At 67.0% G+C, this 13,638-nt stretch carries 11 protein-coding genes; 8 read left to right on the forward strand and 3 right to left on the reverse strand.

Annotated features, from left to right (window positions below; translation table 11 throughout):
- Window positions 1-47: 47 nt before the first annotated feature.
- Window positions 48-1,001 carry a LysR substrate-binding domain-containing protein gene (locus tag G3N94_RS24175; protein ID WP_205795085.1) on the reverse strand — a complete coding sequence of 318 codons (954 nt, stop codon included), beginning with the start codon at window positions 999-1,001 and terminating at the stop codon, window positions 48-50.
- Between the two features lie 136 nt (window positions 1,002-1,137).
- Between G3N94_RS24175 and G3N94_RS24180 the strand changes: the two genes are divergently transcribed.
- The 3 genes from G3N94_RS24180 (at window position 1,138) to G3N94_RS24190 (ending at window position 4,456) form a co-directional block, all read left to right on the forward strand.
- On the forward strand, window positions 1,138-2,319 hold the full coding sequence (locus G3N94_RS24180) for a M20 aminoacylase family protein (protein ID WP_205795086.1): 1,182 nt from the start codon (window positions 1,138-1,140) through the stop codon (window positions 2,317-2,319).
- Between the two features lie 104 nt (window positions 2,320-2,423).
- Complete coding sequence (locus G3N94_RS24185; protein WP_205795087.1) at window positions 2,424-3,206, forward strand: ABC transporter substrate-binding protein; 783 nt, start codon at window positions 2,424-2,426, stop codon at window positions 3,204-3,206.
- Between the two features lie 59 nt (window positions 3,207-3,265).
- On the forward strand, window positions 3,266-4,456 hold the full coding sequence (locus G3N94_RS24190; RefSeq protein ID WP_205795088.1) for a porin: 1,191 nt from the start codon (window positions 3,266-3,268) through the stop codon (window positions 4,454-4,456).
- A 67-nt stretch (window positions 4,457-4,523) separates the two neighbouring features.
- Here the strand turns inward: G3N94_RS24190 and G3N94_RS24195 are convergent, their stop codons facing one another.
- The gene (locus G3N94_RS24195; RefSeq protein ID WP_205795089.1) at window positions 4,524-5,543 is read right to left on the reverse strand and encodes an NAD(P)-dependent alcohol dehydrogenase; all 1,020 of its coding nucleotides are present in this window, start codon (window positions 5,541-5,543) and stop codon (window positions 4,524-4,526) included.
- Window positions 5,544-5,662: 119 nt separating this feature from the next.
- Between G3N94_RS24195 and G3N94_RS24200 the strand changes: the two genes are divergently transcribed.
- Window positions 5,663-6,610, forward strand: a complete 948-nt coding sequence (locus G3N94_RS24200) for a LysR family transcriptional regulator (RefSeq protein ID WP_205795090.1) — start codon at window positions 5,663-5,665, stop codon at window positions 6,608-6,610.
- A gap of 495 nt (window positions 6,611-7,105) precedes the next feature.
- Entirely contained in the window at window positions 7,106-9,109 is a 2,004-nt protein-coding gene (gene pdeR, locus G3N94_RS24205) for a cyclic di-GMP phosphodiesterase (protein WP_205795091.1), read from the forward strand.
- A 97-nt stretch (window positions 9,110-9,206) separates the two neighbouring features.
- Here the strand turns inward: pdeR and G3N94_RS24210 are convergent, their stop codons facing one another.
- Window positions 9,207-10,073, reverse strand: a complete 867-nt coding sequence (locus tag G3N94_RS24210; RefSeq protein WP_205795092.1) for a crotonase/enoyl-CoA hydratase family protein — start codon at window positions 10,071-10,073, stop codon at window positions 9,207-9,209.
- Here G3N94_RS24210 and G3N94_RS24215 point away from each other — a divergent pair.
- The 3 genes from G3N94_RS24215 to G3N94_RS24225 all read left to right on the forward strand — a co-directional run.
- On the forward strand, window positions 10,072-10,305 hold the full coding sequence (locus G3N94_RS24215; RefSeq protein ID WP_205795093.1) for a hypothetical protein: 234 nt from the start codon (window positions 10,072-10,074) through the stop codon (window positions 10,303-10,305). The genes G3N94_RS24210 and G3N94_RS24215 overlap by 2 nt on opposite strands.
- 716 nt (window positions 10,306-11,021) lie before the next feature.
- On the forward strand, window positions 11,022-11,744 hold the full coding sequence (locus G3N94_RS24220) for a response regulator transcription factor (protein ID WP_205795094.1): 723 nt from the start codon (window positions 11,022-11,024) through the stop codon (window positions 11,742-11,744).
- 4 nt (window positions 11,745-11,748) lie between these two features.
- A partial coding sequence (locus G3N94_RS24225; protein ID WP_205795095.1) for a PAS-domain containing protein occupies window positions 11,749-13,638 on the forward strand: 1,890 nt, incomplete at its 3' end.

A 13,638-nucleotide genomic window follows, 5' to 3' on the forward strand; every position in this document is an offset into this window, starting at 1 on the left:
TGCGATTCGGCCGCGCCTGCAGTGCGATGTGCGATCCGCGATCCGTATCAGATCAGCAGCGTCAGCGTGCGGAACAGCGCAAGATCCTCGTTGCGCGCCGAGCGCGCATGACGCCGGATCACCAGCAGCAGGCAGTCGATGAAGCAGCGCGCCGCGTCGCTCAGCGTGCTGCTGCGGCGCGTGACGATGCCGAGGTCGCGCGGCTCGAAGGTCTCCTTCAGCGCCAGCGCGCGCATCCGGTCGCCGAATGGCGGCACGACGCTCAGGATCGTCGGGCACCATGTGCACATGTCGGCCTGTTCGAGCATCGTCTGCAGCATCGCGACCGATTGCGCGCGGACGATGCGCCGCTCGTCGATCTGCGCGCCGTGGCGCGTGAACAGGTAATCGACGAGCGCGGCCTGGCCGTCGGGCGCGAAGTTCAGCACCCAGTCCTGGTCGAGCAGGTCGTGGATCGAGAGAGCCCGCTCGCGCGGATGGCCGGCGCGCACCATCACCGACGTCTCGTAGGTCAGCACCGGCTCGCACGCGAACTCCTGCGCGGCGACCCCCGGCTGCACCTGGCCAAGCGCGAAATCCATGCTGCCGTCGCGCAGCAGCGGCTGCGCGACGGCCATCAATCCTTCATACAGTTCGAGGCGCACGTCGGGCATCCGCTCGCGGAACAGCAGCACCGTCTCCGCGAGAAACGTCAGCGTGAGCCACGGCGTGACGCCGACGCTCAGGCGTCCTTCGATGCGGCCACGCATTTTCGCGAGATCGCTTTGCGCGTGTTCGAGTTGCTTGAGCACGAGCTTCGCGTGCGTGAGCAGCGCGCGGCCGTAGTCGGTGAAACCGATCCCTTCCGGCGCGCGGACGAGCAGCGGCAGGCGCTCGCTCGCCTCCAGCTCGCGCAGTGCCCGCGTGACGGCCGCCTGCGACAGCCCCAGCGCGCGCGCCGCGCCGCGAATGCTTCCCGCCTCCGCGCTCGCGACGAGCGCCTGCAACTGATGCAGCTTCATGGGGAGATACCTGACAACAAGAAGTTGTCATCATAACGAAACCGGGACTGTTCCGCCGGATTTCAGCCGCATACGATCCCGTCACGATTCGCCGTCCTGGCGATCGATCGAATGATGGAATCGAGGAGTATCGGCGTTGGACCATGAACGTATCCTGCCCGAAGTGGCGGCCATCGAAGCAGAGATGATCGCGCTGCGCCAGCGGCTGCACGCGCACCCGGAGCTCGGTTACGACGAGCATGCGACGAGCGAGCTGGTGGCCGAATGCCTGACAACATGGGGTTATCGGGTGACGCGCGGCCTCGGCGGCACGGGCGTGGTCGGCACGCTGACGCGCGGCGCGGGGCGCCGGCTCGGCCTGCGCGCGGACATGGACGCGCTGCCGATCCGCGAGACGACCGGGCTGCCGTATGCGAGCCGGATCGACGGCGTGATGCACGCGTGCGGGCACGACGGCCATACGGCGATGCTGCTCGCGGCCGCGCGTTGCGTCGCGGAACGCGAGCGGTTCCATGGCACGCTGAACCTGATTTTCCAGCCGGCCGAGGAAGGACTTGGCGGCGCGAAGCGGATGATCGACGACGGGCTGTTCGAGCAGTTTCCGTGCGACGCGATCTTCGCGATGCACAACGTGCCGGGCCTGCCCGCGGGCAAGCTGGGCTTCTGCGACGGGCCGTTCATGGCGTCGGCCGACGAGGTGCGCGTGCGCGTGACCGGGCGCGGCGGGCACGGTGCGGTGCCGCATGCGGCCGTCGATCCGGTTGTCGTCTGCGCGTCGATCGTGATGGCGCTGCAGACGATCGTGTCGCGCAACGTGAACCCGCAGGATCTCGCAATCATCACAGCAGGGACAATCCATGCGGGCACCGCGTCGAACGTGATTCCGCCGCACGCGGAGCTCGAGTTGAGCGTGCGCGCGCTGTCGCCTGACGTGCGCGCGCTGCTCGAACGGCGCATCCGCGAGACGGTCGCGGGGCAGGCCGCGAGCTACGGCGCGACGGCCGAGATCGACTACCGTCTCGGCTATCCGGTGCTCGTCAATCACGCGGCGGAAACGGCGTTCGCGCGGCAGGTCGCGCACGACTGGGGCGGCGACGCTGCGGTGATCGACCATCTGCAGCCGATCGCCGCGAGCGAGGACTTCGCGTTCATGCTGAACGCGTGTCCGGGCAGCTACCTGTCTATTGGCAATGGCGTGGGCAACGGCGATGGTGCGGCCGGTTGCGCGCTGCACAACCCCGGCTATGACTTCAACGACACGTGCATCGCGATCGGCGCGAGCTACTGGGTCGCGCTGGCGGAACGGTTTCTCCGCTGACGCGCGGTGCGCGGAAAGCGGGCGGGGCGGCGCCGGACGCCGCGACGATTTCGGTTCATTTCGGTTTACTTCGGTTTACTTCAGATCACACAAGGAGACACACGATGAAACAGTGGATGGCGGCGCTCGCGGTTGTGCTGGCGGCAGGGTCGGTGCATGCCGGCGACTGGACGGGCAAGGAGATCCGGCTGGCGGTCGATCCGACCTATCCGCCGCTCGAATACAAGCTGCCGGACGGCACGCTGGCCGGCTTCGGTATCGACATCACGAACGCGTTGTGCGCGGAACTCCACGCGCGCTGCGTATGGGTCGAGTCGAGCTTCGACGGGATGATTCCGGGCCTGCTCGCGCGCAAGTTCGACGTGATCGCGTCGTCGATGACGATCACGCCGAAACGGATGCAGCAGATCGCGTTCACGAACCGGATCTCGAACGCGCCGGCGCGCCTCGTCGTGCGCAAGGGCTCGCCGCTGCTGCCGAGCGCCGACGCGCTGAAGGGCAAGCGGGTCGGCGTCGAGCAGGGGTCGGCACAGGCCGACTATGCGATCGCGAACTGGCAGCAGGCCGGTGCGCAGATCGTGTCGTACCAGAACCAGGACCAGGTGTACGCCGATCTCGTGACGGGCCGGCTCGATGCAGCGTTCCAGGCATCGATCGCGGCCAGCGACGGCTTCCTGAAGAAGCCGCAGGGCAAGGACTTCACGTTCGCCGGCGCGCCGATCGGCGACCCGAAATTCTTCGGCCAGGGCGACGGGCTCGGGCTGCGCAAGCAGGATGCCGACCTGCGCGAAGCGTTCAACCGCGCGCTCGCGACGATCCTCGCGAACGGCACGTATGCGCGCATCAACCGGAAGTATTTCGACTTCGACATCTACGGCGCGAAGTGACGGGCACGTTCCGGCGCGCCGACGCGGTGCGCGCGACACATAATCAATAAGGATAGCAAATGAAGTGGAGATCGATTCGGTTCATCATGCCGGCGCTGTGCGCGGCGCCCGCGTTCGCGTTTGCACAGAGCAACGTCACGCTGTACGGGCTCATCGACGCGGGCATCGACTATACGAACAACGTCGGCGGCCACAGCGCGTGGCAGATGGCGAGCGGATTCGCACAGGGCAGCCGCTGGGGCCTGAAGGGCACCGAGGATCTGGGCGGCGGCTATAGCGCGCTGTTTCAGCTCGAGAACGGCTTCAACGTGACGAGCGGCACGCTCGCGCAAGGTGGCCGCGAATTCGGCCGGCAGGCCTACGTGGGTATTGGCAGCACGCGCTTCGGCACGCTGACGTTCGGGCGGCAATACGATTCCGTCGTCGACTATCTCGCGCCGACGACCGCGAACGGCAGCTGGGGCGTCTATCCGTTCTCGCATCCGTTCGACAACGACAACACCGGCAACACGTTCCGCGTGAACAACACGGTCAAGTATGCGAGCCCGGATTTCTCCGGGTTCTCGTTCGGCGGCACGTACAGCTTCAGCAACGACACGAACTTTGCGAACAACCGCCAATGGAGCGTCGGCGCGCAGTACGAGAACGGCGGGCTGCTCGTCGGCGCTGCGTTCCTGAACGCGAACAACCCCGGTGCGACGTCAGGCGGCGCGATCGCGGGCGCGGGATCGGTCGGAGCCGATGCGAACTTCGTGTCGTCGCGGCTGCGGATCTTCGGCGCGGGCATCAACTACACGGCCGGGCCCGCGACGGTCGGGTTCGCGTACACGAACAGCAACGTGAGCCGGCCGAGCGCGAACGTCGGCTACCTGTTCGGCGACGAGACGATCCAGCCGGTCACGGGGCCGCTCGCGGGCGGAACCGTGACCGCGATCAAGTACCAGAACTTCGAAGTGAACGGCAAGTACCAACTCACGCCCGCGTGCTTCGTCGGCGCGCAGTACGTGTACACGACCGTCCGCTACGATGCGACGACCGGCAACGCGAAGCCGAAGATCCATTCGGTCGGGCTGATGGCCGATTACAACCTGTCGAAGCGCACCGACGTGTATCTGATGGGCGCGTACCAGAAGGTCGCCGGCGACGCGACCGGTTCGTCGCTCGACCAGGCGTACGTCCCGGGCGCGGCCGATCTGTCGTCGACGTCGAAGCAGTTGATGGTGCACGCGGGGATCCGGCACAAGTTCTGAGCGAACGGGGGCGGGACGCAGCCCCGGGCCTCGCCCCCCACCCCCGCCCTTGTTCCGGCCGGTCGCGTTACTGCGCGACGCGGATTACGACCTTCCCGAAGTGCTGTCCCGACTTCAGGTATTCATACGCATCCGGCGCGTCGTCGAAGCCGAACACGCGATCAACGACCGGCTTGATCCGGCGCGCGTCGACGAGCCCGGCCACCGCGTCGAGCGTCGCACGGCTGCCGACCATGATGCCCTGCAGCCGCCGGATGCCGCCGATCAGCGACAGCAGGCCGAGTTCCGGCCCCGCGAAGCTGCTGAGGCCGCCGATCACCGACACGACGCCGCCCATTTTCGTTGCGGCGACCGAGCGCGGCAGCGTGTCCCGCCCGCCGACCTCGACGACGATGTCCGCGCCGGCGCCGCCGGTGAGCCGCAGCACTTCGTGCTGCCATTCCGGTGTCGCGCGATAGTTGATCGTCGCGTCGGCGCCGAGCTGGCGTGCGCGTTCGAGCTTCGCGTCGCTCGACGACGTGATGATCGTGCGCAGGCCGGCCGCATGCGCGAGCTGCAGCGCGACGATCGACACGCCACCTGTGCCGAGCAGCACGACGGTCGAGCCGGGCGCCGTGCCGCCGTCGCCGAACAGCGCGTTCCACGCGGTGATGCCCGCGCACGACAGCGTCGACGCTTCGTCGTAGTCGAGATGCGCGGGGATCGCGACGAGCGCGTTCTCGTCCGACACGAAATACTCGGCGAGCACGCCGTCGAACTGCGCGCCGGGCGATCCTGAAGCCTTCGCCGGCGTCGGCGGGCCGTCGATCCAGCGCGGGAAGTAGGTGTTGATCACGCGATCGCCGGGCTTGAAACGCGTGACGTCGCGGCCGATTTCGACGACTTCGCCCGCGCCGTCTGCGACGGGGATCAGCGGCGCATCGCCGATGCCCATATAGTCGCCGCGCGCGAACATCAGGTCGCGAAAATTCAGCGATGCCGAATGAACCTTCACGATGACGTCGTTCGGGCCGGCCGAAGGACGCGGCGCGTCGATACGCTTCAATCCGGCGAGGCCTGCGCCGGGTTTTTGTTGCCATGCCTGCATGTCGACTCCCGTTGGTGATGGACGGGCCTATGATAGTGTTGCTTGCGGGGACGCATTGGCGAGACTTCGGCCACTAACTGTCGCCATCATGGAAACAAATCCATCAGAAGGGGAAGCACATGGAGGATCGCCTGGGTGGCATCGCCGAATTCGTCGACGTCGTGGAAGCGGGCAGCTTCGCGGCGGCGGCGCTGCGGATCGGCGTGACGCGCTCGGCCGTCGCGAAGATCGTCGCGCGGCTCGAGCGGCGGCTCGGCGTGCGGCTGCTGCAGCGCACGACGCGCCATCTGAGCCTGACCGACGAAGGGCTGCTGTACTACGAGCAATGCCGCCGGCTGCTGGCCGAGCTCGGCGAGACCGAAGCCGCGCTAGACGCGGGCCGCCACGAGCCGTCCGGGCGCCTGCGCATCAGCGCGCCCGTGCTGTTCGGCCGGCAGTGCGTCGCGCCGGTCATGCAGCGGCTGGTCGAGCGTCATCCGCTGCTCGAAGTCGAGATCTCGTTCAGCGATCGCATCGCGGATCTCGTCAACGACGGCTTCGACATCGCGGTGCGCGTCGGCCCGCTCGCGGACACGACGGCGCTGGTCGGCCGCCAGCTCGGCGTGCAGATGATGGGCATCTGCGCGTCGCCTGCCTATCTGGCGCGGCACGGGCGTCCGGCGGGGTTCGCCGATCTGGCGTCGCATATCGGCATCGCGTATGTGCGCGGCGGGCAGGTCACGCCGTGGCGGCTCGTCGGCGCGGACGGCGACGCGTGCGAGTATCGGGCGAACGGGCGCTTGCGGCTCGACGATCTGCAGGCGATCGCGGACGCCGCCGCGGCCGGAGGGGGGCTCGCGTGGCTGCCGTGCTGGCTGATGACGCCGTATCTGCGCGACGGCCGGCTCGAACTCGTGATGGACAGCAACCGCGTGGGCGGCCCGGAGGTGTTCGCGGTGCGGCCGAAGTCGCGGCACGTTCCGTCGAAGGTGCGGGTCGCGATCGATGCGCTCGTCGACGAGATTCCACGCGTGCTGGCCAAGAGCCTGGCTGTCGAAGGCGAGGACGCCGCGGCCGCGCATGGCTGAGCGCGCGACGCCGCTCATTCAATCAGTGTCACGATTGGAAAGACTTTTCATCCATGACGGCGAGCGCATTGTAATGGCGGTAAATCACGTGTCTGAAAATGACGAGTGCTGCAAAAATTGCTGCAGAACGCGTGGAGCCATGAATTCGGGATGCAAAATTTTCCTGACCGAAACCGATACCGCCGCGCAATCCGCATTCGGGTTTGTTTCGATGGATCGACCAAAAGATGGCAATACCGGCCGGTCGCTCAATTGCTTGACACCCATTTGAAATTGTGTGTGCAATTCGCGTCCTTCATTTGATAAGATGAGCCATCATTCTTCAGGCGGAATCCGGGCGCGCGCTGCGCGAACGCCGGATCGGGGCAGTCGGGCACGAAGAGCGAGGCGAGGTCCGTAAGCAAGCGCGACCGGATACCCGGAAACGCCGTACGGCGCGGCCGAAACCAGGCGCCTCCGTCTACACTTAGCGGTTTTTTTGGTCGGGGCTCGCCCATGGATGACGAAAACGATAGCGCGGTAATCGAGGCGCACTTCGGCACGCGCAGCCCATGTTGGCGTCTGGGCAGCGACAGCAACGCGCTCGAGCTTGCCGCCGTCCGCGGCATGACCAACGTCAGCGTCGCGCTGAGCGCCGAGCAGGCCGCGCAGATTCGTGCGCTCACCGGCGCGACGTCCCATCTCGTGCTCGACCTCGCACTTTTCGGCCGCGCGGTCCGCTTCCATCTCGTCGGCAGGAAACTCAACACGAGTGACTGGGCCGGCACCGCGTCCGCGTATTCGGATACGGCGTCCGTCGCGGAAGATCTCGCGCACGGCCTCGCATTCGCGGAGCAGGTCGTCTCCGAGGTCAATTCGCTCGTCGTGATCCTCGATCGCAACGGCATCGTGCAGCGCTTCAACCGGCTGTGCGAGGAAGTGACCGGCAAGCGCGAAGTCGACGTGATCGGGCGCAGCGCGTTCGAGCTGTTCATGAGCGTGGACGAGGGCGCGCAATCGCGCAGCAACGTCACCGGCTTCTTCGCGAGCAACAAGCCGTTCTCGGTCGAGCGCTACATCAACACGGTGAACGGCCCGCGTCTGTTCGAGTTCCGAAACAAGTTCGTGAAGAGCGGCAGCGGCGTCGACGAGCAGTTCCTGATCTGCTCGGGCATCGACATCACCGAGGAGCGCAACGCGCAGCGGCGGCTCACCGAGCTTGCGAACACCGACGTGCTCACCGGGCTGCCGAACCGCCACGCGATCAGCGAGCAGATCAAGGCGGTGCTCGCCGCCGGCGACGGCGACACGCTGCGCCAGGTCGGCATCCTGTTCCTCGACCTCGACAACTTCAAGCGCGTCAACGATCACTACGGGCACGTCGTCGGCGACCGGCTGCTGCAGGACGTATCGGCGATCATCAACGGCTGCCTGCCGACCGGCGCGACGCTCGCGCGGCTCGGCGGCGACGAGTTCCTCGTGCTGTTCGAACACGGTTCGCGTCCGATGCTCGAAGCGACCGCGCAGGTCATTCTCGACCGGCTGCGCACGCCGATCCATCTCGGGTTGATGGAGGTCTACACGAGCTGCTCGATCGGCATCGCGATGTATCCGCAGCACGGCACCACGCTCGAAACGCTGATCCGCAGCGCGGATACCGCGATGTACGTCGCGAAGGAAGCCGGCAAGCACACGTATCGCGTGTTCATGCTGGAGATGAACCAGAAGGTCGCGAAGTACATGTGGCTCGACACGAACCTGCGCAAGTCGCTGGAAGACGAGCAGTTCGTGCTGCATTACCAGCCGGTCGTCGACATGGCGACAGGCGACGTGCTCGGCGTCGAGGCGCTGGTGCGCTGGCAGTCGCCGGATCGCGGGCTCGTCGCGCCGATGGAATTCATCGAGTTCGCCGAGGAATCGGGGCTGATCGCGCCGCTCGGCCGCTGGGTGATGCGCACGGCCGCCGCGCAGGCGGCCGCATGGAAGGCGAAGGGGCTTGCGACGCGCATCGCGGTGAACGTGTCGGCGCGCCAGCTTCAGGACATGAACATCGTGCACCAGTTCGCGACGATACTCGACGACGTGGGCCTGAAGCCGGGCCTGATCGACATCGAGCTCACCGAGAGCTGCTTCATCGAGGACGAGGACGCGGCGCTCGGCCTGATGAAGCAGTTCCGCCAGCTCGGCGCGGAGATTCATCTCGACGATTTCGGCACCGGCTATTCGTCGTTGTCGCAACTGTCGCGGCTGCCGCTCGACGCGATCAAGCTCGACCGCAGCTTCATCACCGGGATCGATCGCAATCCGCGCTCGCAGGCGCTCGTGAGTTCCGTGGTGTCGCTCGCGCGCGCACTGAATTTCTCGGTGGTCGCCGAAGGTGTCGAGACGCACGCGGAGGCCGAGTTCCTCAAGCAGATCGACGTCGAGCAGGCGCAGGGCTATTACTACGCGCGCCCGATGGCCGCACACGCGTTCGAGGCGTGGCTCGCGGAAAAGAGAAAGTTCAGGCTCATCGCCTGAACTTTCCGGTCATGCGATGCAGTCAGAGGGCGACGGCCGGGATCAGGTCGCCGTCGCGGCACGATCGCATCGCTATCGCGGCACCATCACGTCACCATCACGTCACCGTTCTCAGCTTCGACACGCGGCGGTTCTGCAGCATCACGAGGCGTTCCATGTACGCGAGATCCTTCGGCTCGATCGTGAACGCCGCGCGTACCCAATCCTCGGTGATGTCCATCAGCTCGGCGCGCGACAGCGGGAACACGCGCTGACGCGCGCGCAGCATCGCGCGCACGCCGTTCAGCTTCGGCCGCAGCACGTCGATGAACGTGCGCGTCGCGAGATACGCGTCGCCGGGCTCGAATGCCTGGTCGACGAGCCCGTGATCCGCATACCACTCGGCGACGTGCGGCTCGCCGCTCGCGATCAGGTCCTCCGCGACGCGCCGGTGCGCCTTGCGCGCGACCAGCGAATAGCCGCCCATTCCCGGGAACAGGTTGAACGCAATCTCGGGGAAGCCGAGCTTCACGCCTTTCTGCGCGAGCACGTAGTGATGTGCGAGCGCGGCCTCGAAGCCACCACCGAGCGCGCTCCCCTCGACCATCGCGATCGAGATCGCACCGGTGCCGAAGCCCGTGTAGATCTCGTAGACACCGTCGATGCACGAGCGCGCGTAGGCCATCAGCTGATCGCGCCTGCCGCTGCGGATCGCGTCGACGAAGAAGCTCAGGTCGCCGCCGACGTTGAACAGCTCGGGAACGAGCGAGCCCGTCACCCAGAAGTCGAACGTCAGCCCGGATTCGCGGGCGACACGCGCAAGATGAATGATGTCGGTGACGAGCTGCTGATTGAAGCACGGCCTCGGTTCGGAGCGAAGCATCATCCACATGACGTTGCGGCCTTCTTCATAGAACGCCTGCAGCTGCGTCAGTTCGCCGGCTTCGTAAAACGGCCGGCATGCGGGGTGTGTCAGGAGTTGCATGGATGGGTCCTCGGTGAAAGTGGTTTGCGTTGGTCAAACCGACGCGTACCTGATCCATGCGAATGCAACACGGCCGCATGGCCTCGGGTCGCGCGGCATTGCCATTGTTGCGCGCGCCCACTCGGCGGATGTGCGGATTGGATTGCCTGATTGCGCGGCTGGCGTGCGTATGGCGGCGGGGATTTCTGGTGTGTGTGGTCGCAAAGAAAGCCGAAATCTGGCCAATGCGTAAAACCGGTTTATTTATGGATTTCTCGACGAAATATCGGGGATAGAAGCAATGAAAACGTTTCGTCGGATGAAGTGACGAAGAGGCGCCATCTCCGTTTGCTGTCGAGGTTTTGCTGCGCAGGTCAACACGCAATGCCGGCAATTCGCATCGGAATTGTTCTTGCTCGATCGGCAATGGCTGAGACGCGGTGCGATCGGCGTTACGACGTAATTCGGCTGCGCCGCGTTAGCGCGAGCACGCAATTGGCGGGGTAAAGCAGCATTCGGTGTCGGCAATCACAAGCGTGAATTGGCAATGCGCGATGCCCACGCGTTTTCTGCAGGCGCATTGAAAGGGCCGCATTGATTCCGTTGGCCGGGTGGTTCCCGTTTCCCGGTGCAGGGTATTCACCAGTCGCCGCCTGTATCCGGCGGGATTTTGCGGCGCTAGAATCGCGCGCCCGAAGCGCGCCCGAAGCGCGCCCGAAGCGCGCCCGAAGCGCGCCCGATACGCACCCGATACGCACCCGATTTACGTCCGATCATTGCCGCGACCGGCCGTCCTCCTTCCGGCTCGTGTGCGCGAGACCTTGCCAGGTTCGGCCCGGATCGGCCAACATTCGCTTCCGGCGCGACTGCGAATGCAACCGCAGCCGGCCACATACCGACAGAAGATGCCCGTTCGCACCCGGCGGCCGACCGGATCGGCGCCCGCGACCGGCATGGAGGAGAACACGCATGTCAGAAAAACACCGAATCCTGGTACTGGACGACGATCCGGAAGTGCGCGCCTGGCTGAAGGGCGTGCTGGAAGAGGCCGGCTTCGACGTGTCGGCGGCCGACAGCGCCGCGCAGATGCAGCAGCAGCTGGCGGCCGCGCCGCACGCGCTCGTCATACTCGACCTGAAGCTGCGCGGCGAGGACGGCCTGACGGTCGCGCGCGAGCTGCGGCGGCGCTCCGACGTGTCGATCATCATGATCAGCGGCCTCGGCGACGAGACGGACCGCGTACTCGGCCTCGAGACCGCGGCCGACGATTTCGTCACGAAGCCGTTCTCCGGGCGCGAGCTGATCGCGCGCGTGCGCGCGCAACTGCGGCGCACGACCGAGCTGTCGATGCCGCGCCCCGCGTCGACCGGCGCCGGCCCGCGCTTCTGCTTCGACGGCTGGACGATGGACCTGTCCGCGCGCACGCTGACTCGCGACGGCGGCCCGTGCGCGCTGACGCAGGGCGAGTTCGAACTGCTCGCCGCGATGGTGCAGCAGCCGTCGCGCGTCTGGTCGCGCGACCAGTTGCTCGAGCACACGCGCGGCTTCGGCATCGACGTCTACGACCGTACGATCGACGTGCTGATCCTGCGGCTGCGCCGCAAGATCGAGCCGAACCCCGAGCAGCCGACCTACATCCGAACCCAGCGCGGCGTCGGCTATGTGTTCGCGGTGCCCGTCGTGCGCGTGTGACGCGATGCGCACGACGTTCAAACTGCTGCCGCCCTGGAGTGTCCGGGCCAAGCTGATCGCGACGTTCCTGCTGCTGTTCGGCATCACGCTCGCGGTCGTGGTGGTCGGCGTGCTCGGCATGCGCGCGAACCAGAATGCGCTCGACGAATACGAGGCGAACGTGGTGCCGGAGATCGCGCGCGCGCTCGAGCTGTCGGACAAGGTCGCGCAGCTCGCTGCGGTCGCGCCGAGCATGATGCTGACCGATTCGCCGGACCTGCTGCACAGCGATACCGAGCTGCTGCGCGGGCTGCTCGGCGACATTCGGCGCCTGTCGCCCGGCTTCGGCAAGCTGGCCGGGCCCGCCACGAAGGGCGGCGAGCAGCTCGCGGTGATCGACGATCTCGACGCGGTCGACCAGGATCTCGCGCGGCTCTTGATCGTATCGGGCCGGCAGCGGCAGCTGAAGGAAGAGCTGGGCGAGCTGCGCGTCGCGAACGATCGCATCGGCGACGATATCGCCCGCGAGAAGGGCCTGCTCGCGCAGCAGGCGCCAACGCTGCTCGAGATCTGGGCACGCACGGCCGGCGCGTTACAGGCGGCCAACGCGGCCGAGCTCGGCAGCGCGGAAAGCGACAACGAGGCGCTGTGGCTGCGCGCGCGCGAACGCGGCGAGGACCGCCGCCAGCCGGTGCTCGCCGCCGCGCTCGAGCGGCTCGACGCCGGCGCGCGCAGCGTGTTCGCGGTGCGCCGCGAGTTCCTGTCGAGCGAAGCGCAGACGGGCTATCTCGTCACGCTGCTGCGCGGTCACGCGGACCACCTGAGCGGCAAGTCCGCGCGCTATGTCGAGCGCCTGCGGCAGATCGCCAGCGAGCGCAGCGACAAGGTGCGCAAGGTCGCGGTCTCCAGCCAGTCGGGCCTGCTGTTGCTGGCCATCGCGGGGGTGGTGGTCGCGCTGCTCGGCGTCGCGTACGCGAGCCGCATCCTGCAGAAGCTGCAGGCGATGACGCGCGTGATGGCACGTCTGGCGAACGGGATCACGTCGGACCGGATGCCGTCGACGCACCGGCCCGACGAAATCGGCGAGCTTGCGCGCGCGTTCGAGGTGTTCCGCACGAACCTGCTCGAGAAGGAGCAACTGACCCAGGGGCTCGAGTTGCAGCGCCGCCTGCAGGAATCCGTGCTCAACTCGATGAACGACGGCGTGTCCGTCCATGATACGCACGGCAGGCTGATCGAGTGGAATCCGACCTTCGCGACGCTGCTCGACATCGACGCCGCGACGCTGCAGGCGGGCCTGCCGCTCGCGGCGCTGCGACAGGCGGTAAGCCCGCGCGCACGCTGGCGCCAGGTGTCGCGCGAGACCGCGACCCGCACGTCGGACGGCGCGCGCATTGCCGCGTCGGCCGAACTGCATCTCGGCGACCGGCGGATCCTCGAATTCCACTGCCAGCCGCTGCCGGACGGCGGCTGGGTCGCGGTCTGCCGCGACCTGACGAGCCGGCGCGCGGTCGAGGCCGAGTTGCGCCAGGCGCAGAAGATGGACGTGCTCGGCCAGCTGACGGGCGGCGTCGCGCACGATTTCAACAACTTCCTCGTCGCGATCCTCGGCAACCTGGAGCTGCTGCTGCCGCGGCTCGACGGGCAGCACGACGCGCAGACGATGGCCGAGCGGGCGCGCCGCGCGGCCGAGCGCGCGTCGCGGCTCACGCGGCGGCTGCTCGCGTTCGCGCGGCGCCAGCCGCTGCAGGCCGAACGCGTGTCGGTGCGGGGGATGCTCGCGGAGATGCTCGACCTCGTCGAATATTCGGCGGGGCAGCGGGTGACGGTCGTGCTGGAGCCGGCCGCCGGCACGTTGTGGGTGAACGTCGATCGCGGCCAGCTCGAGAACGCGATCCTCAACCTGACGCTCAAC

This window comes from Burkholderia sp. Ac-20353, assembly GCF_017104785.1.
GTDB lineage: Bacteria > Pseudomonadota > Gammaproteobacteria > Burkholderiales > Burkholderiaceae > Burkholderia.